General features: G+C 75.7%; 21 protein-coding genes. 12 read left to right on the plus strand and 9 right to left on the minus strand.

Annotated features, from left to right (window positions below; all coding sequences use genetic code 11):
- Positions 1-31: 31 nt before the first annotated feature.
- Positions 32-820, minus strand: coding sequence for a spermidine synthase (locus tag M8C11_RS07485; RefSeq protein ID WP_252448979.1), 789 nt, complete (start codon positions 818-820; stop codon positions 32-34).
- Between the two features lie 71 nt (positions 821-891).
- Complete coding sequence (locus M8C11_RS07490) at positions 892-1,863, minus strand: DUF2267 domain-containing protein (RefSeq protein ID WP_252448981.1); 972 nt, start codon at positions 1,861-1,863, stop codon at positions 892-894.
- Between the two features lie 183 nt (positions 1,864-2,046).
- Between M8C11_RS07490 and M8C11_RS07495 the strand changes: the two genes are divergently transcribed.
- Positions 2,047-2,361 carry a hypothetical protein gene (locus M8C11_RS07495; protein ID WP_252448983.1) on the plus strand — a complete coding sequence of 105 codons (315 nt, stop codon included), beginning with the start codon at positions 2,047-2,049 and terminating at the stop codon, positions 2,359-2,361.
- A gap of 102 nt (positions 2,362-2,463) precedes the next feature.
- Here the strand turns inward: M8C11_RS07495 and M8C11_RS07500 are convergent, their stop codons facing one another.
- On the minus strand, positions 2,464-2,811 hold the full coding sequence (locus M8C11_RS07500) for an STAS domain-containing protein (RefSeq protein ID WP_252448985.1): 348 nt from the start codon (positions 2,809-2,811) through the stop codon (positions 2,464-2,466).
- Between the two features lie 43 nt (positions 2,812-2,854).
- Positions 2,855-3,199 (minus strand): STAS domain-containing protein, encoded by a 345-nt coding sequence (locus tag M8C11_RS07505; protein WP_252448987.1) that lies wholly within the window; start codon positions 3,197-3,199, stop codon positions 2,855-2,857.
- Between the two features lie 254 nt (positions 3,200-3,453).
- Here M8C11_RS07505 and M8C11_RS07510 point away from each other — a divergent pair, with 254 nt between their 5' ends.
- The 5 genes from M8C11_RS07510 to M8C11_RS07530 all read left to right on the plus strand — a co-directional run bounded on the left by M8C11_RS07510 (position 3,454) and on the right by M8C11_RS07530 (position 7,797).
- Entirely contained in the window at positions 3,454-5,208 is a 1,755-nt protein-coding gene (locus M8C11_RS07510) for a PP2C family protein-serine/threonine phosphatase (protein ID WP_252448989.1), read from the plus strand.
- Positions 5,205-6,251 carry a B12-binding domain-containing protein gene (locus M8C11_RS07515; protein ID WP_252448991.1) on the plus strand — a complete coding sequence of 349 codons (1,047 nt, stop codon included), beginning with the start codon at positions 5,205-5,207 and terminating at the stop codon, positions 6,249-6,251. Before M8C11_RS07510 ends, M8C11_RS07515 begins: the two co-directional genes overlap by 4 nt.
- Before the next feature lie 76 nt (positions 6,252-6,327).
- On the plus strand, positions 6,328-6,675 hold the full coding sequence (locus M8C11_RS07520; protein ID WP_308212728.1) for an STAS domain-containing protein: 348 nt from the start codon (positions 6,328-6,330) through the stop codon (positions 6,673-6,675).
- Positions 6,676-6,746: 71 nt separating this feature from the next.
- Complete coding sequence (locus tag M8C11_RS07525) at positions 6,747-7,193, plus strand: response regulator (protein ID WP_120570165.1); 447 nt, start codon at positions 6,747-6,749, stop codon at positions 7,191-7,193.
- A gap of 118 nt (positions 7,194-7,311) precedes the next feature.
- Entirely contained in the window at positions 7,312-7,797 is a 486-nt protein-coding gene (locus M8C11_RS07530) for an ATPase (RefSeq protein WP_252448995.1), read from the plus strand.
- An 11-nt stretch (positions 7,798-7,808) separates the two neighbouring features.
- Here M8C11_RS07530 and M8C11_RS07535 read toward each other — a convergent pair whose 3' ends face one another.
- Entirely contained in the window at positions 7,809-8,642 is an 834-nt protein-coding gene (locus M8C11_RS07535) for a hypothetical protein (protein WP_374667414.1), read from the minus strand.
- A 362-nt stretch (positions 8,643-9,004) separates the two neighbouring features.
- On the opposite strand from M8C11_RS07535, the gene M8C11_RS07540 reads away from it, so the two are divergent.
- The gene (locus M8C11_RS07540; RefSeq protein WP_244933360.1) at positions 9,005-9,943 is read left to right on the plus strand and encodes an endonuclease/exonuclease/phosphatase family protein; all 939 of its coding nucleotides are present in this window, start codon (positions 9,005-9,007) and stop codon (positions 9,941-9,943) included.
- A gap of 4 nt (positions 9,944-9,947) precedes the next feature.
- Here the strand turns inward: M8C11_RS07540 and M8C11_RS07545 are convergent, their stop codons facing one another.
- The gene (locus tag M8C11_RS07545; protein WP_013285994.1) at positions 9,948-10,376 is read right to left on the minus strand and encodes an OsmC family protein; all 429 of its coding nucleotides are present in this window, start codon (positions 10,374-10,376) and stop codon (positions 9,948-9,950) included.
- 80 nt (positions 10,377-10,456) lie between these two features.
- On the minus strand, positions 10,457-11,404 hold the full coding sequence (locus M8C11_RS07550; protein ID WP_252448998.1) for a serine/threonine-protein kinase: 948 nt from the start codon (positions 11,402-11,404) through the stop codon (positions 10,457-10,459).
- A gap of 129 nt (positions 11,405-11,533) precedes the next feature.
- Between M8C11_RS07550 and M8C11_RS07555 the strand changes: the two genes are divergently transcribed.
- Positions 11,534-11,758 carry a hypothetical protein gene (locus tag M8C11_RS07555; protein WP_120570161.1) on the plus strand — a complete coding sequence of 75 codons (225 nt, stop codon included), beginning with the start codon at positions 11,534-11,536 and terminating at the stop codon, positions 11,756-11,758.
- 27 nt (positions 11,759-11,785) lie between these two features.
- Here the strand turns inward: M8C11_RS07555 and M8C11_RS07560 are convergent, their stop codons facing one another.
- Both M8C11_RS07560 and M8C11_RS07565 read right to left on the minus strand, forming a co-directional pair.
- Positions 11,786-12,583, minus strand: coding sequence for an alpha/beta fold hydrolase (locus tag M8C11_RS07560; protein ID WP_252448999.1), 798 nt, complete (start codon positions 12,581-12,583; stop codon positions 11,786-11,788).
- Complete coding sequence (locus tag M8C11_RS07565; protein WP_252449000.1) at positions 12,580-13,473, minus strand: SDR family oxidoreductase; 894 nt, start codon at positions 13,471-13,473, stop codon at positions 12,580-12,582. Before M8C11_RS07565 ends, M8C11_RS07560 begins: the two co-directional genes overlap by 4 nt.
- A 136-nt stretch (positions 13,474-13,609) precedes the next feature.
- Between M8C11_RS07565 and M8C11_RS07570 the strand changes: the two genes are divergently transcribed.
- Genes M8C11_RS07570 through M8C11_RS07585 form a run of 4 tightly spaced genes read left to right on the plus strand, consistent with a single transcriptional unit; the run spans position 13,610 to position 19,460 of the window.
- Positions 13,610-14,356, plus strand: coding sequence for a response regulator transcription factor (locus tag M8C11_RS07570; RefSeq protein WP_374667421.1), 747 nt, complete (start codon positions 13,610-13,612; stop codon positions 14,354-14,356).
- Positions 14,334-15,866: an ATP-binding protein gene (locus tag M8C11_RS07575; RefSeq protein ID WP_252449001.1), complete on the plus strand. Its 1,533-nt coding sequence runs from the start codon at positions 14,334-14,336 to the stop codon at positions 15,864-15,866. Before M8C11_RS07570 ends, M8C11_RS07575 begins: the two co-directional genes overlap by 23 nt.
- A gap of 45 nt (positions 15,867-15,911) precedes the next feature.
- Complete coding sequence (locus M8C11_RS07580; RefSeq protein ID WP_252449002.1) at positions 15,912-18,233, plus strand: glycosyltransferase family 39 protein; 2,322 nt, start codon at positions 15,912-15,914, stop codon at positions 18,231-18,233.
- Positions 18,234-18,236: 3 nt separating this feature from the next.
- Entirely contained in the window at positions 18,237-19,460 is a 1,224-nt protein-coding gene (locus tag M8C11_RS07585) for a dolichyl-phosphate beta-glucosyltransferase (RefSeq protein ID WP_120570156.1), read from the plus strand.
- Positions 19,461-19,473: the final 13 nt, after the last annotated feature.

Raw genomic sequence — 19,473 nt, forward strand, 5'->3', positions numbered from 1 at the left:
CGGCTACCCGCCACGCCGGTGCGGAAACCGCTCAGCCCAGGTCGGCGTCGGTGACCGGGAGGGCGCCGGCGGCGAACGCGTCGAGCGTCGCGGCGTGCAGCACGATCCCGGGCACCGGGTCGGCGGCGACGCGGGTGGCGAGCCGGACCACCGGCAGCCGCCCGGCGGCGGGCGAGGCGGCCAGCACCACGTTGCCGTACCGGCGCCCGCGCAGCATCCGCCGGTCGGCGACCAGGCACACGTCGGCGAAGACCGCGCGCAGCGTGGCCACCTGCGCCCGGGTGTGCGCCAGCGGCGGCAGGTCGGTCAGGTTGATCAGATAGAGGCCGTCCGGGCGCAGCACCCGGGCGGCCTGGGCCGCGAACTCGAGCGCCGCCACGTGCGGCGGCATCCGGGCCGCCCGGTACACGTCGGCCACCACCACGTCGTACGCCCCGGACGGCTCCCCGGCGAGCGCCTCCCGGGCGTCGCCGAGCGCCACCACCACCTCCGGCGGCAGCGGTGGCAGCTTCCGCCGGACCAGCTCGACCACGGCCGGATCGCGCTCGACCACCCGCTGCGCCGAGCCGGGCCGGGTGCGCGCGAGCCAGCGCGGCAGCGTGAGTGCGCCGCCGCCGAGGTGCAGCGCGGTCAGCGGCGCGCCGCGCGGGGCGGCCACGTCGATCGCGGCGGCGATCCGCCGCACGTACTCGAAGTGCAGGTACCGGGCGTCGGCCACGTCCACGTACGACTGCTCGACCCCGTCGGCCAGCAGCGTGCGCCCGGACGGGCGGGCCGGGTCCACCACGATCTCCAGGGTCTCGGCGTCGTCGCGATCCACGGCGGGACACGGTACCGCGCGGCCACGGGTGGCCCCGGCCCGCGGGGGACCGGAGCCGTCCCGCCGCCGGCTCAGCCGGCCGCCATCCCGGCGCCGGCCTCGTCGACTGCCGCGTCCACCCGGTGCGCGAGGTCGACGTCCGCCGCCGTCACGCCGTCGACCTGCTGGGTCCGGACCGTCAGCACGGCGTTGTCCGGGTCCGGCCGCCCGATCTGCGGCGACCGTCCGACGTCGGACTTGAGCTTGTCCAGCCGGTCGAGCACCCGGTCCAGGTTGCCGCCGGGCAGCTCGATCGTCCGCACGAGCGACCGCCGGTCGCTGGACCAGTAGGGCAGCGTCGCGAGCGCGTCGCGCAGCTCCGCCTCGGTCAGCGGCGCGGTGGCCGAGGACGCGCCCACCAGGCCGCCGCCGAAGTCGGTCGGCCCGAGCAGGTCACGCAACCCGTCGGGTACGTGCAGCGACTCGACCAGATCCGCGTCGGCCGCGGCGAGCGCGGCGAGCGTCGCCTCGGCCTGGTAGCGCGCCTGCTCCGGGGTGAGGCGGCTGTACCGGCCGACCTCGGCCAGGAAGCCGGGCAGGTCGCGGCGGCGTTCCAGGCCGTACACCGGCACCACGTCGTGCAGGGTCAGCGGCACCGCCTCCAGCAGCCGCTCCCGTTCCGCCTCGTCCAGCGCCTGGGCCAGGGCCAGGACGGTGCCCTCCGCCGCGACCTTGGCCGTGGAGAAGTCCACGCCGGCGCGCCGGCTCACGTCGTCGACGAGATCCCGGTAGCCCATCGAGACCCCGGGTGGCGGCGTCGGGTCGGGCAGCGGGCGCTGCTGCTCCGCGACGGCGACCGGCGGCGGCGCGGGACCACCCCGGGTGCTGTCCGGCTTGTGCCGTCCGGCCGGCGGCGGGCCGGACCGGTCGTGCTGGTCCAGCGAGGTGACCTGCTTGGACGCGCTCAGGCTGGCGCCGGTCTGGCTCGGCCGCAGCCCTCGCTCGCGGGCCTCGCGGGCCAGGGTCCGGCGGCGCTGGTTGTCGCCCTCCATCTGCTTGCGCATCGTCGCACCTCGTTCCTGGGTCGGTTGCGCTTGCGCCGACCGCGTTCCCGGCGCTGCCGGGAAGGTAACGGCGGACGGCCCGGCGGACGCTTCATTCGCTGCGGGTGAGGAGCGCTCACCCGGGCGGGCGGCAGGCTCGGACGGACCGGACAACTTCCGACGCACGCGGAAGGGCAGGTCGACATGAAACGGATCGTGGAGATCGTCCCCGCCCGTCCCGGCTGGTACGCCCGTTGGCGGATCGGCCCGGACGACACCCGCTCCTACCCGGTGACCCTCTGGGCCCTGCTGGAGCACCACGACGGCAGCGGACGCGAGGTGGTCGGCGTCGACTGTGTCGGGCAGTGGCCCGGGGCGGACGACGACGACATGAGCGGGGATTTCGTCCGTTATCTGTTCCAGACGCCCGATTCCGGCGCGCCGGAGGACGTCGAGCCTCCGCTCGCGGGGCAGTCGCGCGACGGGGTGCCGCACCGGCAGGCCGCGCCCGCCGCCTGAGCCATCCTCCTCGGCCCCCGGCCCCCGGCCCCTGGTCCCAGGGTCGGGGGCCACCCCTGTCCGCCGGACGCTCAGCCCGTGTGGCGGGCGCCGCGGGGTCGGTCAGCCCACCTCGCGGGCGTCGCCGGTCAGGTCGCGCGGCGGGGCGGCCAGCAGTTCGGCCAGGCCGGTGCGGTCCAGCAGGTGCTTGATCTGCGGGTTCAGGTTCAGCAGGTGGATCGCCCCGGTGCCGGCCCGGTGGATCACCACGAGAGCGCTCAGGCCGGAGGAGTCGCAGAGGTGCACCCCGCCGAAGTCGAGTTCCAGCTCCTGGTGACCGTCGCGGCGCAGGTGGGCGACGGCGTCGACGAGTTCCGGCGCGGTGTCGAAGTCCAGCTCCCCGGCCAGCCGCATCCGGGCGGAACCGGCGCCGAGCCGGTCCACCTCGATGGTCAACATCTGGGAGGACACGCGTCCATGTTCCCAGCCGGGCGCGGCCGGGAAACCTGCGGGGTCACGCGGACGCGACCGAGCCCGGCGCGGGGTGGCCGGAGGCGTCGTCGACCGGGGCGCGGTCGAGCAGACCGGTGACGCCGGTCAGGTCGAGGATGGTCTCCAGGAAGCGCGGAACCGCGCGCAGCGCGATGGCGGTGCCGGCCTGCTGGCCCTCGCGCCAGGCGTGCACGATCACGGACAGGCCGGTGCTGTCCATGAACTCCAGGTCGCCGAAGTCGAACACCAGCGTCGCCGGACGCGTGGCGAGCAGCCCGTCGATCTCGGCGCGCAGCGGGGAGGCGGTGGCGTAGGCCAGGTCGCCGCCGACGACGACCACCGGGACGGCCGGGTCGGATCGATCCACGGAGATGCTCAGCGGGCTCGCCTCGGGCCTTCTCCGTTGAGGAACCACGTCACGCCTTTCCGCGGGGCTGCCGGCCGGGACCGGGTTGACAGGATCGTAACAACAGCGGCGTCACCTCGCTGGACGCGCGAGCGGGCCGGCAGCGCCGTGAGGTGGCGCTCCCGGCACACCGGCGTAGGGTGGGCGATGAGACGTGACCACAGGCGCCCGGTCCGGCGCCCCCGGGTGTCGACGAGGAGAGTGGGGCTCAGCTGGTGACTGCTGCCGACGTCAGGGGTGCCGACCCGGGCGACGGACGGATCTCCACGCCGAGTGCCGCACGGCCTCGGGCGCGGTCCGCCGCCGCGCCGGCGCCGTCCGCCCTGCCGCCGCTGGCAGCCGACCGCGACCGCACCGTCCCGAACTGGTCCGAGGTGGTCGAGCACTTCCGCGAGGGCCTGGTCGTCTGCGACGCCGACGGTGTCGTCCGGCACGTGAGCCCGGTCGCGGAGCGGCTGATCCCCGAGGCGACGCCCGGGGAGCTGCTGGCCGCCGCCGGGCCGGCCCCGCTGCGCGGCGACGGCCCGGCCGAGTTCACCCACCACGGGCGGCGGCTGCGCGTACGCCCGGTCGCGTTGTCCCACCGCCGGCGCTGCTGGTACGTCGACGACGTCACCGAGAGCGTCAGCCGGGCCGACGCGCTGCTGGCCGAGCGGGCTCGTTCGGCGTTCCTCGCCGTGGTCGGCGAGAAGCTGGGCAACCCGTTGCACCCGGACCGGGCCGCCGCCGCGGTGGTGCGCCTGGCGGTGCCCACGGCGGCCGACGTGGCGGTCCTCGTGCTCGCCCCGCGCTCCGGGCGCGCCCGCTGGTGGCGGGCGGTACGCGCGGACGACCGGTCGCCCGTCGTGGACAGCGGGGTGCTGCCCGCCCCGGCGCTCCCCGCGGCCATCGAGGCCGGCCTGGACGGCACCGAGCCGCACGAACTGGACTGGCTGGTCGAGCAGGCCGCCGAGGCGGGCTGGCTGCCCGGGCTGGACGCCTCCGGAGCCACCGCCCGGGTGGTGCCGCTGCCCGGCCGGGAGGCGCCGGCCGGGGCGTTGCTGGTGGTCCGGCGCGCCGACCGCTGGTACGACGAGGCCGACGTGGACCTGGTCCGCGCGTTCGCGGCCCGGGCCGGCGCGGCGCTGACCACCGCCATGCTCTACCGCGACCAGGCGGAGGTCGCCGACACGTTGCAGGCGAGCCTGCTGCCGGTCGAGCCGGCCCCCGCGGCGGGGGTGCAGTGGGGCACCGCGTACCGGCCGGCGCAGGCCGGGCTGCGCATCGGCGGTGACTTCTACGGCTCGCACCGGCTCGCCGACGGCGGCTCGGTGTTCTTCCTCGGTGACGTGTCGGGCAAGGGCGTGGAGGCGGCCGTGTTCACCGGCCAGCTGCGTCAGTGCCTGCAGGCGCTGCACCGGGTCGAGAGTCAGCCGGGGCGGCTGCTGAAGCTGCTGAACGACGCGCTGCTGGAGACCACGCAGGCGCACGGGCAGGGCCGGTTCGCCACCATGGTGCTCGGCGTGGCGCGGCCGGACCGCGACGGCGGCCTGACGCTGACCCTGGCCGGCGGTGGGCACCTGCCGCCGCTGGTGCTGCGGGAGTCCGGCGAGGTCGAGGTGGTGCCGCTGCGCGGCATGCTGATCGGCGTGGTGCCCGATCCCCGCATCGGCGAGGTGACGGTGCAGCTGGCGCCGGGGGAGACCTGCCTGTTCTACAGCGACGGGGTGACCGAGGCGCGCGGCGGCCGGCGCGGTGACGAGCAGTTCGGCGCCGAGCGGCTCCTCAACGCGATCACCGGCTGCCACCGGATGCCCGCGCCGGCGCTCGCCGAGCGGATCGAGCAGGTGACCTGCGACTGGCTGGCGCACGGCGACCACGACGACATCGCGGTGCTGGCGCTGCGGGCCACCGGCCCGGCCGGGCGGGCGCCGCGGCACCTGCACGCGGTGCCGGACGTGACCGAACGAACGAGGGAGTTGTCCGCGTGACCGTGCCGACCGTCGAGGCCGACCCGGCCCACGCCTTCCCCGGCTATCTGGAGTGCCTGGCCGACGCCGACGAGTCCGCCGCCGTGGCGGTGGCCCGCGGGCTGCTGGAGGCGGGCGTGCCGGCCGAGCGGGTGCTGCTGGACCTGGTCGCCCCGGCCCAGGCCGAGGTGGGCGAACGCTGGGCCCGCAACGAGTGGAGCGTCGCCCAGGAGCACGCCGCCACCCACATCAGCGAGCGGGTGGTGGCCGCGGTGGCCGCGTACGCCGATCCCCGGCCGACGCGGGGGCGGATCGTGATGGCCTGCATGGACGGTGAGTGGCACGCGCTGCCGGCCCGGCTGGTGGCCGAGGTGCTTCGGCTGCGCGGCTGGCAGGTCGTCTTCCTCGGCGCCAGCGTCCCGGCCGCGCACCTGGTGTCCTACCTGCACCGCTACGACGCCGAGGCGGTGGCGCTCGCCTGCGCCCTGCCGATGCGGCTGCCGCACGCCCACCGGATGGTGGAGGCGTGCCGCCGCTCCGACGTGCCGGTGGTGGTCGGCGGCCGGGGCTTCGGCGACGACGGCCGCTGGGCCCGCGTGCTCGGTGTGCCGTGGGCGCCCGACGCGCCGGCCGCGGCGGACCTGGTGGCCGACGAGCGGGCGCTGCGCGAGGCACCGCCGGAGCGGCTGGACCACCTGGCCGACGACGAGTACGCCAGCCTGGTCAAGCGGCGCGGCGAACTGATCGACAGCGCCCTGGCCGACCTGCGGGAGCGGGTGCCGTCGACGGCCGACTACACCCCCGCGCAGCTCGACTCCACGATCAGCGACCTCGGTTACATCGTGGACTTCCTGGCCGCCGCGCTCTACGTGGACGACGCGACGCTGTTCACCGCGTTCGTCGAGTGGCTGGTGGAGATCCTGGTCAGCCGCGGGGTGCCGGCGGGCGCGGTGGGGCTGACGCTGGGGCACTATGGACAGCAGCTGCGCGACTTCCCGCGCGCGGCCGCCTTCCTCGGCCGGGGCCGCGCACTGGTGGGCGGGCTGTCGGCGGCGGGCCGCTGACGGGCGCCGGGGCGGCCGTCCCATATACTTGCACCACTGCAAGGGTTTTTCCGTGGTGGGAACGAGGGGGGCCACTGTGACGTTCACCGTCACGTACGCCCAGCGGGACGGGGGCGGCGTCTGCCTCCGGCTGGCCGGCGAGCTCGACCTCGCCACGGCCGGAGAGTTGAACTCGACGATCGACCGGCTGGTCGCCGAGGGGCACCGCGAGCTGCTGCTCGATCTCACCGAACTGACGTTCTGCGACTCCACCGGCATCGCGGCCTTCGTCCGCGGCGACAATCTCGCCGCCGCCGACGGCGGCTGGCTGCGGCTCACCGGGGCGACCGGCCGGGTGGACCGGGTGCTCCAGGTGACAGGGCTGGCCGAGGTGCTCCACCACGGCCGCGACACCGCCGACCCGGCCGCGCCGGCCGCCTCCTGATCCGGTACATTTCCCCGCCAGCAGCCGGCCGTGCGGCCGGACGCCCTCCTCACCACGAAGCAGGTAAACCGATGGGTCAGACCAGTCCCAGCCCCGTACGCATCCTGGTGGTGGACGACGACCCGGGTGACGTCCTGATGATCGAGGAGGCGCTCGCCGACTCGGACGTCGACAAGGTCATCGACGTGGTGGCCGACGGCCAGGAGGCGATGGAGTTCCTCCGCCGCGAGGGCCGGCACACCGAGGCGCAGCGCCCGGACGTGATCCTGCTCGACCTGAACATGCCCCGGATGGACGGGCGGCAGGTGCTCGGCGAGGTCAAGGGTGACGAGAGCCTGCGGACCATCCCGATCGTCGTGCTGACCACCTCCAACGCCGACACCGACGTGGTCAGCAGCTACACCCTGCAGGCCAACGCGTACGTGACGAAGCCGATCGACCTGGACGACTTCAACGACGTGGTGCGCCGGATCGACGAGTTCTTCGGACGGGTGGTCGTGCTCCCGAAGCACCAGTAGGGGCGGGAAGTCCGGGCCACCGCATCCTGAACATTTTGTGGGAACGGCCGCGCCCGGGAGCGCCCGGACCGCAGGATCGGCAGGTGGGGACGCACACCGGCTGCCTGGGGGGCGACGCATGAGGTTCTCGGTGGTGGAGACCGGCTACGACAGACGTCAGGTCGACGCCTGCCTGGACGAGCTGAGCCTGCGGCTGGGGCGGCTGGCGGCGCGTGCGGAGGGCGCCGCGGGGGCCGGCCGGGAGTGGGACCAGATCCGCTCGGACGCCCTGCACCTGTGCGACTTCCTGCATCGCCGTACCGCCCCGGTCGAGGGGGGCCCGTCCCGCCCGTCGGCGGCCGAACGGGAGGCCGCGGAGCTGCTGGCGCAGGCACGCGCCGAGCTGGAGGCCGCGCGCGAGGAGGCCCGCCGGTTGCGGGAGGAGGCGTACGCCGAGGCGGTGCGGGCGCGCCGCGAGTTCGAGGCGGCCCTGCTGGCGCGCCGGCGCCGGGAGTCGCGGGTCGACGAGATCCTGGCCGGGGCACGGGGTGAGCGGGTCGCGGTGGACACGCCCACCGCCGCGGCGAGCGTACGGCCCGGTGGTGCCGGGCGCAGCGCCGCCTGATTCGCGCCGGGTCAGACCAGCGCCGCCACCACGGTCGTGGCGCGCTTCTCGTGCCGGGCGTACGCGTCGGGGTAGGCGGACACCTGTACCGCCTGGGCGGCGGCGGTGACGCTCATGTCCTCCCAGCCCGGCACCTCGCGCAGCGCGGCGTAGAAGGCGCGGGCCGCGTACGCCGGCCGCATGAGCTGGGCGACAGTGCCCCAGCCGCTGCTGGGGCGCTGCTGGAACAGCCCGACCGAGTCGTGGTCGGTGCCGCTGCCCTGGTGCGGGTGGTCGAAGGACTCCGGCAGCACGTCGCTGGCCAGGTTGTAGAGGTTGCTCTCCTGCATGGCGGTGGCCACTGCGACGACGAGAGCCCGGCGGGGCATCCTCATCTCCCGGCCCACGTCGACGATGGCCTTGGCGTTGTCCATCTGCCGCTGGTCCAGGCCGGCGACCGGCCGGGGGCGCTTGGGCGGTGCGGGCTTGCGCGGCGGCTTCTTCGTCGCCGGGGTGGCGCTGGGTGTGGGAGCCGGCGGCGGCAGGGCCGCGGCGGCCGGTGGCGCGATCCGGGTGAAGTCGCGGGAGGCGCGCTGGTCGGCGGCGGCCCGGTCGGCGACCGCCTCGCGTACCTCCAGGTGCGCCGGGCCGGTCTCGCCGACGCCGGCTACGCCGATCAGGCCGAGGCAGCAGGTGACGCCGGTGGCCACCGCGATCCGGCCGGGTACGGACCGGGCCGGTCCGCGACGTGGCGGTTCCGGGGCGCGGTGACGTCCCACTCTCCGTTCGGCTGATGCCGGGTCAATCGTTCGGCGAACCGGGCGGTTGGCGGGCAGCGGCTGATGATCGGGGTGGTCGGGATGCACCCGCCGAGGCTAGAAAGCTTCGGGCCCTTTGCCATCGGGGTGATTGGTGGCATGCGCCACAATCTGCCGGATTCGCGGGCGGCATTAGGGGTGGCTGATCATCAAAGCCGCCAACCTCGCGTACCCGGAACAATGCCTATGTCGGTTTCGACGGGGTGAAACGGACGTCCGGTAGAGCCGGCTGCGGCGGACGCCCGGCTCCTCCGTTCGGCCGAGGGTGCCCTGGTCGGGCGGCCCTCGCGCGGCGGCGGGTCCGCCGACGGTCGGATCGACCGATCGCGATCCGGCGGCTCCGGCGCCGAGGCTGTGGATCATGGCGAGGTCGCCGCGCGACGACCGCGGCGCTCGATACGATTCCGACGGTGACGGAGCGGATGGTCGACGAGCGCCCGCCCGGCCCCCGCAGCCGGCGCGGCACGATCCTCGTCGTCTGCGCCGTGCTGCTCGCACTGCTGCTGGCCGGGCACCGGGCGGTGCCGAACGTCAACGGCCTGGGCAGCCTGGTGGACAGCGTCACCCCGCTGCTCGGGATCGCCGTACCGCTGCTCGCGCTCGCGGCGCTGCTGCGCCGCTCCCGGCCGGCGTTGCTGGCGGTGCTGCTGCCGGCCCTGGTCTGGGCCGGGCTCTACGGCCGCGCGTGGCTGCCCCCGGCCGCCGGCGCGGACGGCGCCGCGGTGCGCGTGGTCAGCCAGAACCTGCGCGTGGGCAACCCCGACCCGGCCGCCACCGTCGGCGCGCTCACCGGCGACGCCCCGGACCTGATCGGGCTCCAGGAGGTCGCCGACGGCGACCGGGTGGCACCCGTGCTGGCCGAGCGCTACCCGCACCGGGCGGTGGTGTCGACTGTCGCGCTGTGGAGCCGGTGGCCGATCCGCGAGGCGCACGGCGTCGACACCGGGCTGGGCTGGGACCGCGCGCTGCGGGCCGTGGTCGCCGCGCCCCGGGGCGACCTGACCGTGTACGTGGTCCACCTCGGCTCCGCGCGGGCCGGGCACACCGCCACCCGGGACCAGACCGTCGCCGCGCTCGCCGACGCCGTGCGCGCCGACCCGGCCGACCGGCTGGTGGTGCTCGGCGACCTGAACACCGCCACCACCGACCGGGTCTTCGACCCGCTGACCCGGCTGCTCGGCGACGCCCAGGCCGAGGCCGGGCAGGGATTCGGGTTCACCTGGCCGGCGGAGCTGCCGGTCACCCGCCCCGACCACGTCCTCTACCGGGGACTGACGCCGACCACCGCCGGGGTGCTGCGCACCCCGGACAGTGACCACCGGGCGGTGACCGCCGGCTTCCGCTGGTGAACGCTCAGTGCCGGCCGTTCTCCGCCGGGGTCACCGTGAGCCGGTGCCGGCTCGGGTCGCCGCTGGAGAACGGCCAGAGCCGGTCGGCGTACGCGACCAGGTCGGCCAGCTGGTCCCGGGTCAGTCCCGCCGAGGAGATCTCGGCGTGCACGTCGGCCCGGTAGCGGCCGTCGTCGTCGCGGCCCAGCTTCGCCTCGGCGGTCACCTGCACGGTGTGCGCCTCGTCGGTGATCTCCCCGGCCGCCTCCACCGCCGCGTGGTGCAGGCAGGAGGCGAACGCCGCGGCCAGGAGCTGCTCCGGCGTCAGGCCGGTGCAGTGCGGCGCCAGCGGGGACGCCAGGGCGGAGGAGAGCCCGCCGTCGTCGGTGCGTACGTGACCGCCCGCCGCGGTCGCCGTGGCCGTCTCGGCCAGCCAGGAACTCGGATCCGGCATCGCGTTCCTCCCGTCACTCACCGGACCGCGTTCCCGGACCCCGAGCGGCGAAACCGCGCCCGGGCAGGCAGTAGGAGCGCTCAGCCGACCCGGCCGCTCGGCGCGGCGTCCACCGCCATCGCCTCGGTGGCCTCGGCGGCGGCCCGGCTGGTCCACGGCGACACCTGCGGCGCGCGCTGCCGGGGCAGCACCGCGGTCATCGGCACGTAGACCCGGGCGTCCACGGCCTCGGCCAGCAGCAACGCGGCCATCGGGCTGGTCGGCCGGGCGGACGGGTCGGCGTCGAGGCAGCTGCGGCACAGCTCGGCCACCTCGCCCGGCAGGCCGGGAACCTCGGGCAGCGGGCGGGGCGGCCGGCGGCGGCGCGACCCGAGCAGCTGGGTGGTGCTGCCCGCCTCGTACGGCAGCTCGCCGGTGAGGCAGTAGTACAGCAGCACGCCGAGGGCGTACATGTCGGCGGCCGGGGTGGCGGGCTGCCGGTCGAGCTGTTCCGGCGCCAGGTACGCCGGGGTGCCCACCACGACGCCGTCCGGAGTGCGGTCCGGTGCGCCGGCCGGGGTGGCGATGCCGAAGTCGAGCACCTTCACCCCGCACGGGGTGAGGATCACGTTCGCGGGCTTCACGTCCCGGTGCACGATGCCGTGCGCGTGCGCGGCGGCGAGCGCGGCGCACACCTCGGCGCAGACCCGCACCGCGATCCGCCAGTCCAGCGGCCCGCTGCGCAGGTGCGCGGCGAGCGTCTCGCCCTCGGCCAGCTCCATCACGATGTACGGCACCGGCCGCCCGTCCGGCAGCGTCGCGGTGCCGAAGTCGTGCACGCTCGCCACGTTCGGGTGCACCAGCCGAGCCGCCGAACGCGCCTCGTCCCGGATGCGTTCGACCGAGCCGGCGTCGCCGTCCAGCGCGGGCGAGATGAGCTTCACCGCGACGGTCCGGTCCAGCACGCGGTCGTGCGCGCGCCACACCTCCGACATGCCACCCAGGCCGGCCCGCTGTTCGAGCTCGTACCGCCCGCCCAGCGTCCTCATCGCCCACTCCTCGCCTCGTCCGGTGCCCTCCGGTCCCGCTACCCGGCCCCGGAGCTGTGCAAACCGCAGAGGGTACGCACCGCGGCGGGGTAGCTTCGCGGCGAGGGCGTCGACGGACGGAGGGCATCGGTGGCCGTGGTGCGCGTACGGTTCGTCGGCGGACCGGCCGACGAGCTGACCCGGGAGCTGCCCGCCGGGCCGGACGGCGTGCCGCCGCCCCGGTGGGTGCTGCGTCATCCGGAGGAGCCGGCCGAGGGGGTGGCCGACCACCTCTACGAGCGCGACGACCACGCGTCACCCGGTGGCTGGACGATGCGGTACGTGCACACGTTCCCGTTCGGCGCGACCGAGTGAGACTCCGCAGCGGCCGCAGGCGAGGCGTCAGGCCGGCCGGACGCCGGTGGTGCCGAGGATGACCGAGGCGACCAGCTCGGGGTCGTCGTGCATCGGCACGTGCCCGCAGCCGGGCAGGTCCAGGTGCCGGGCGCCGGGCAGCCGGGTACGTGCCAGCGCCGCCTGCCGGTACGGCAGGATCCGGTCCCGCGTACCCCACGCGACGGTGACCGGCACCGTCGGCGCGCCCGCGTAGGCGTACCCCCGCCCGGCGCGGGCGACGGCGCGGAACGCCCGGGCCTGGCGCAGCGCGCGGGCGTCGGCGAGCGCGTCGTCGAGGGCCATCCGGTTGGGCCGGGCCAGGATCATGCCCATCGCCAGCATCCGCAGCGCGGGTGCGGCGAACAGGCGGCGCAGCACCGGTTCGGGCAGCCGGGCCGCGTTGCGGTGCAGGGAGAGCACGGTCAGCGCCCAGCGCAGCTCGCGCGCGGTGCAGAACCCGGCCGGCGACAGCGCGGTGGCCGAGGAGACGGCGCCGAGCGCGGCCAGTTCCAGCGCGATCGCGCCGCCGAGGCTGTTGCCCGCGACGTGCGGGCGGTCCAGTCCGAACGCGCCGAACAGCTCGACCATGGCCGCGGCCAGCCCGGGCATGTCGGCGGGCAGCCCGGCGGCGGGCACCGGGGAGCGGCCGAAGCCCGGCAGGTCGACGGCGATCACGTCGTGCGCCTCGGCGAGGCGGTCCATCACCGGCCGCCAGGCGGCCCAGTGGTGACCGATGCCGTGCAGCAGCACCAGCGTGGGCCCGGCGCCCCGCCGCTCGTAGACGACCTCCACCGGCGCGCTCACGGCCGCCCCTGCGGCGTGCTGGCGCCGAAGCCCCGGCCCAGCGCCCGGGACTGCTCCTCGATCAGCGGCACGGTGGCCCGGGCGGTGCGGCCCACCAGCCGGTCGGCCAGCGGGCTGACCAGCGCCGACCGCACCGCCTGGACGCCGGCCACGGCGCGTGGCACGTACACCCGGCGGCTGCGGCGCTCGATCGCCCGGACGAACGCCTCGGCGCACTCGGTCACCGTGGTGGTGCGCCGCAGCGGCCAGGGCAGCTTCCCCAGCGCGGTCTCGAAGGCCGGCAGGTCGGCGCGCGCCTCGCGGACCAGATCCGTGTCCACCCACGACGGATGGGCGGTGCCCACCGCCACGCCCCGGTGGGCCAGCTCCAGCCGGACCGCGTTGCCGAACTGCTCGACGCCGGCCTTGGAGGCGCAGTAGGCGGCCATGCCGGGCAGCGCGGCGAACGCCGCGGCCGAGGAGACGATCAGCAGGTAGCCACCCCGGTCGACGAGCGCGGGCACGGTCGCCGCCGCGGTGCGCATCACCCCGATCAGGTTGACCTCGACGGTACGCACCAGCGCCTCGACGTCGCCGACGGCGATCGTGCCGCGGTTGGCCACCCCGGCGTTCGCCACCACCGCGTCGATCCCGCCCAGCGTCGCCAGTGTCCCGTCCACCGCCGACGCGAGGGCGTTCTGGTCGGTGACGTCGGCGGCGAACCAGGCGTGCCCCGGGCCCAGCTCGGCGGCGAGCGCGGCGAGCCGGTCGGGTTCCAGCCCGACGAGGGACAACCGGGCGCCGCGGGCCGCGGCGAGGCGGGCGGTGTGCTCGCCGATGCCCCGGGCCGCGCCGGTCACCAGCACCACCTTGCCGGCCAACCGGCCGGAAACACGACCATCGATGGACATGCCGGGAAGTTACCACCGGGTAGCCCCGGTGCGGAAGACCCGGCCGCACCTGCCCGGATCGCCGCCGAACGGCGCGCACAGCTGGTACACAGGATCGGGACAGCCCGGCGACAGCGGGTCCGCCCACGATGGGGGCATGGTCATGAACGCGCAGTCCGCGCAGGGTCGCATCGAGCTGCGCCGACCGGACGGCGAACCGGTGCGGGTGCTCGTCGTCGACGACGAGCCGACGCTCACCGACCTGCTCTCGATGGCCCTGCGGTACGAGGGCTGGCAGGTCGCCACCGCCGGCAGCGGCATGGCGGCGGTCACCACCGCCCGCCAGTTCCGCCCGGACGCCGTGGTGCTCGACGTGATGCTGCCCGACCTGGACGGCTTCCAGGTGCTGCGCCGCCTGCGCGAGCAGTCGCCGAGCGTGCCGGTCCTGTTCCTCACCGCCCGCGACGCGGTGGAGGAACGCGTCGCCGGGCTCACCGTCGGCGGCGACGACTACGTGACCAAGCCGTTCAGCCTGGAGGAGGTGATCGCCCGGCTGCGCGCGCTGCTGCGCCGCTCCGGCTTCGCGGTCGCCGCCCGCCAGGAGGCGGTGCTCACCGTCGGCGACCTCACCCTCGACGAGGACAGCCACGAGGTACGCCGCGGCGACGACCTGATCACCCTCACCGCCACCGAGTTCGAGCTGCTGCGCTACCTCATGCGCAACCCGCGCCGGGTGCTCAGCAAGGCGCAGATCCTCGACCGGGTGTGGAACTACGACTTCGGCGGCCAGGCCAACGTGGTCGAGCTGTACATCTCGTACCTGCGCAAGAAGATCGACGCGGGCCGGGCACCCATGATCCACACCCTGCGCGGGGCGGGTTATGTCCTCAAGCCCGCCGAGTGACAGGCGCGGCCGGCTGCGCCGCCGCCTCGCCGGCTGGTCGCTGCGCCGCCGGCTGGTGGTCTCCGTGGTGGCGCTGCTCGCGCTGGTCAGCCTCGGCATCGGCGGCCTGACCACAGTGGCGCTGCGGCACTTCCTGATCGACCAGATCGACAACCAGCTCAGCTTCGGCGACCGGCGGCCCGACGACCTCGAACGCTGGGCCCGCCGCGGCATGGACCCACCGCGCCCGGACCAGCGGCCCACCCCGCCGGACACCGACGAGGTGGCGCCGGCTCCTCCGGGCGGGTTCCCGCCGGGCTCGATCGCGGTCCGGGTGTCCGTCACCGGAGAACCCGCCGGCCGGGTCCGGTCCGGCGACGGCGACAGCGAGGCGGTGCCCGGCGCCGACCTGGCCGCGTTGGCCCGCGTACCCGCCGGCGAACGCCCGCGCACCGTCGTCGTCGGTGACCGGGGCGAGTACCGGGCGATCGCGATGCGGTCGCCGCGCGGCGACGGGGACATCCTGGTCCTCGCGATCCCGCTGGCCCAGGTGGACGACACGGTCATGTGGATGCTCGTCGCGCAGGCCGGGGTGATCGGCGCCGGCCTGGTCATCGCCGGTGCCCTCGGCACGCTCGTCGTCCGCGTCACGCTGCGCCCGCTCAACCGCGTCGCCGCCACCGCCGCCCGGGTCACCGAACTGCCGCTGGACCGCGGCGAGGTCGCCCTGTCCGTGCGGGTCCCGGCCGCCGACACCGATCCCCGCACCGAGGTCGGGCAGGTCGGCGGCGCGCTCAACCGGATGCTCGGCCACGTCGCCGCCGCGCTCGCCGCCCGGCAGGCCAGCGAGACGCGGGTACGCCAGTTCGTCGCCGACGCCAGCCACGAGCTGCGTACACCCCTGGCTGCCATCCGCGGGTACGCCGAGGTGGCCCGCCGGGGGCGCCAGGAGGTGCCGCCCGACGTGGCGCACGCGCTGCGCCGGGTCGAGTCGGAGAGCACCCGGATGACGAGCCTCGTCGACGACCTGCTGCTGCTGGCCCGGCTGGACTCCGGCCGCCCGCTGGCCGCCGAGCCGGTCGACCTGACCGCCATGGCCGTCAACGCGGTCAGCGACGCGCACGTCGCCGGGCCCGGCCACCGCTGGCAACTCGACCTGCCCGACGAACCGCTCACCGTCACCGGCGACGCCCACCGGCTGCACCAGGTGCTGGCGAACCTGCTCGCGAACGCGCGCGTGCACACCCCGGCCGGCACCACCGTCACCGTCCGGCTCGCGCCCGCGCCCGGCGGCGTCGAGCTGCGCGTCACCGACGACGGGCCGGGCATCCCGGAGCAGTTGCGGCCGGAGGTCTTCGAGCGGTTCGCGCGCGGCGACAGCTCCCGCTCCCGCGCGCAGGGCAGCACCGGCCTGGGCCTGGCCATCGTCGCCGCCGTGGTGGAGGCCCACCACGGGCGGGTCGACGTGGTCAGCCGGCCCGGCCACACCGCGTTCACGGTCTGGCTGCCGGGATCCACAGCCGACGCATAGGCCGCTCACGGGAGCGGGCCAGCGGACCCGCCGAGGCTTGCCGGCATGAACCGAACCGACAGCCTGCCGACCGTGCCCACGGCCGCGCCACCCGGCACCGAGCCGGCCCCCGCGCCCGTACCCCCGCAGACCCGCACCGACCGCGACCCGCGCTGGGCCCGGCCGGCCCTGGTCGGCCTGCTGGTCGTGACCGCGCTGCTCTACCTGTGGGGTCTGGGCGCCTCCGGCTGGGCCAACGCGTTCTACTCGGCCGCCGTGCAGGCCGGGTCGCAGAGCTGGACGGCGTTCTTCTACGGCTCGTCCGACGCGGCCAACTCGATCACCGTGGACAAGACCCCGGCATCGCTGTGGCTGATGGCGCTCTCCGTGCGGATTTTCGGCCTGAACGGCTGGTCGATCCTCGTGCCGCAGGCGCTGCTCGGCGTCGCCTCGGTCGGCGTGCTGTACGCGACGGTCCGCCGCTGGTACGGCCCGGCCGCCGGCCTGCTCGCCGGCGCGGTGCTCGCGCTCACCCCGGTGGCGACGCTGATGTTCCGGTTCAACAACCCGGACGCGCTGCTGGTGTTGCTGCTCGTCGCCGCCGCGTACGCCACGGTGCGCGCGGTCGAGACGGCGAGCACCCGGTGGATCGCGCTGACCGGCGTGCTCGTCGGCTTCGGCTTCCTCACCAAGATGCTCCAGGCGTTCCTGGTGATCCCGGTCTTCGCCGGGGTCTACCTGCTGGCCGCCCCGACCGGCCTCGGACGGCGGATCCGCCGGCTCCTGCTGGCCGGGCTCGCCGTGGTCGTCTCGGCCGGCTGGTGGGTGGCGATCGTCGAGCTGGTGCCGGCGAGCGCCCGCCCGTACGTCGGCGGCTCGCAGAACAACAGCATCCTGGAGCTGACGCTCGGCTACAACGGCCTGGGCCGCATCACCGGCGACGAGGTGGGCAGCGTCGGCGGCGGTGGCGGCCGGCCCGGCGGGGGAGGCGGCGGGCCGTTCTCCGGCCGGACCGGCCTGCTGCGGATGTTCGACACCGAGGTCGGCGGGCAGATCTCCTGGCTGTTGCCGGCCGCGCTGATCCTGCTGGTCGCCGGCCTGTGGCTGGCCGGACGGGCGCCGCGTACCGACCGTACTCGGGCCGGTCTGCTGCTGTGGGGCGGCTGGCTGCTGGTCACCGGCCTGATCTTCAGTTTCATGTCCGGGATCTTCCACGCGTACTACACGGTCGCCCTGGCCCCGGCGGTCGGCGCGCTGGTCGGCATCGGGACCACCCTGTTGTGGCGGGCCCGCTCCGCGCCGGTCCGGTGGCGTCGGTCAGCGGCCACGCTGGTGCTGGCCGGCACGCTGGCGGTCACCGCCTGGTGGTCCTGGCACCTGCTCGGCCGCACACCCGACTGGCACCCCTGGCTGCGCACCACGGTGCTGGCCCTGGGTCTGACCACAGCCGCCCTCCTGGCCACCGCCCCGGTGATCAAGGAGTTTGTGTCCGGAAGTGGCGTTCCGGGTGACGCGAACTCCTTGGTCAACTCCGAGGCGGGGGCGACGGCGCGGAGCCGGGCCGGGTTCGCCGGGCGGGTTGCGCGGTGGGTCGTGCCGGTGGTGTCCGTCGCCGGCATCGCGGTGGCGCTGGCCGGGCCGGCCGCGTACGCGATGCAGACCGCAGCCACCCCGCACAGCGGCTCGATCCCGAGCGCCGGGCCGGCCGGAGCGGGCGGCTTCGGCGGCCCCGGCGGACCGGGCGGGCGGATGCCGGGCGGCGGGAACGGACAGTTCCCCGGTGGTCCGGGCGGTGGGAACGGGCAGTTCCCGGGCTTCCCGGGCGGTCCGAACGGCACCGGCTCGGACGGCACGGGTTCCGACGGCTACGGCCCGGGCGGCACCGGCCAGGACGGCGGGGCGAACGCCGGTGGGTTCCCCGGATTCCCTGGTGGTGGTTCGGCTCCGGGCGCTCCCGGCGGCACCGGCCAGGACGGCGGGACCAGGCAGGAAGGGCGGGGGCAGCGCGGCGGGGGCATGGGCGGGCTGCTCGACGCCCGCGAGCCGAGCGCCGAGATGACCGGGCTGCTCACCGCCGACGCCGACGACTACACCTGGGTCGCCGCCACTGTCGGTTCGAACAACGCCTCCGGCTACCAGCTGGCCACCGGCCGTCCGGTCATGCCGATCGGCGGCTTCAACGGCAGCGACCCGTCGCCGACGCTCGCGCAGTTCCAGCGGTACGTCGCCGACGGGCGGATCCACTACTTCCTCGGCGGCGGCGGGTTCCGGGCCAACGGCGGCAGCAACGCCTCGGCCGAGATCGCCGCCTGGGTCGCCGAGAACTTCACCGCGACCACCCTCGACGGCGTGACCGTGTACGACCTGAGCAGCGGAAAGCAGGGCTGAGCCATGACCGGCACGTACGCTCCCCGGGCCGCCGTGCAGGCCCGGCCCGCCGCCGGCAGCGCGGTGCTCGACGTGGTGGTTCCGGTGTACAACGAGGAGGCCGATCTGGGCCCCTGCGTCCGGCGGCTGCACGCGCACCTGACCGCGCACTTCCCGTACCCGTTCCGGATCACGGTGGCCGACAACGCCAGCGTGGACGGCACGCCGGCGGTGGCGCGGGCGCTCGCCGACGAGCTGCCCGGGGTGGGGGTGCTGCGCCTGGACGAGAAGGGACGCGGGCGGGCGCTGCGCGCCGCGTGGTCGGCCTCGCCGGCGCCGGTGCTCGCGTACATGGACGTGGATCTGTCCACCGACCTGGCCGCGCTGCTGCCGCTGGTCGCGCCGCTCATCTCCGGGCACTCGGACCTGGCCATCGGCACCCGGCTGGCGCGGACCAGCCGGGTGGTCCGGGGCGCCAAGCGGGAGGTCATCTCGCGGGGCTACAACCTGCTGCTGCGCGGCGCGCTCGCGGCGCGTTTCTCCGACGCCCAGTGCGGGTTCAAGGCGATCCGCGCCGACGTGGCGGCCGAGTTGCTGCCGCTGGTACGCGACACCGGCTGGTTCTTCGACACGGAGCTGCTGGTCCTGGCGCAGCGGGCCGGGCTGCGCATCCACGAGGTGCCGGTGGACTGGGTGGACGACCCGGACAGCCGCGTCGACATCGTCGCCACCGCGCTGGCCGACCTGCGCGGCATCGGCCGGCTGGGCCGGGCGCTGGTGACCGGGGCGCTGCCGCTGGCGCGGTTGCGCGCCCAGCTCGGCCGTGGGCCGTTGCCGGCACCCCCGGCGCAGGTGCCGGCCGGGTTGCCCCGGCAGCTCGCCCGGTTCGCCGCGGTGGGCGTGGCGAGCACGCTCGCGTACCTGCTGTTGTTCCTGCTGGCCCGCGGCCCGCTCGGTGCGCAACCGGCGAACCTGCTGGCGCTGCTGCTCACCGCGGTGGCCAACACGGCGGCCAACCGGCGGCTCACGTTCGGGGTGACCGGACGCCGGCACGCCGGCCGCCACCACCTCCAGGGGCTGCTGGCGTTCGCGCTCGGCCTGGCCCTGACCAGCGGCTCCCTGGCCGTGCTGCACGCCACCACGCCCCCGAGTCGCGGACGGGAGCTGACCGTCCTGGTGGCCGCCAACCTGGCCGCCACGGCCCTGCGCTTCCTCCTGCTCCGCCTGGCCATGCACCACCGCCCCTGACCCCGCCCCCGCC

This window comes from Micromonospora sp. CPM1, from assembly GCF_023896895.1.
Lineage (GTDB): Bacteria > Actinomycetota > Actinomycetes > Mycobacteriales > Micromonosporaceae > Micromonospora > Micromonospora tulbaghiae.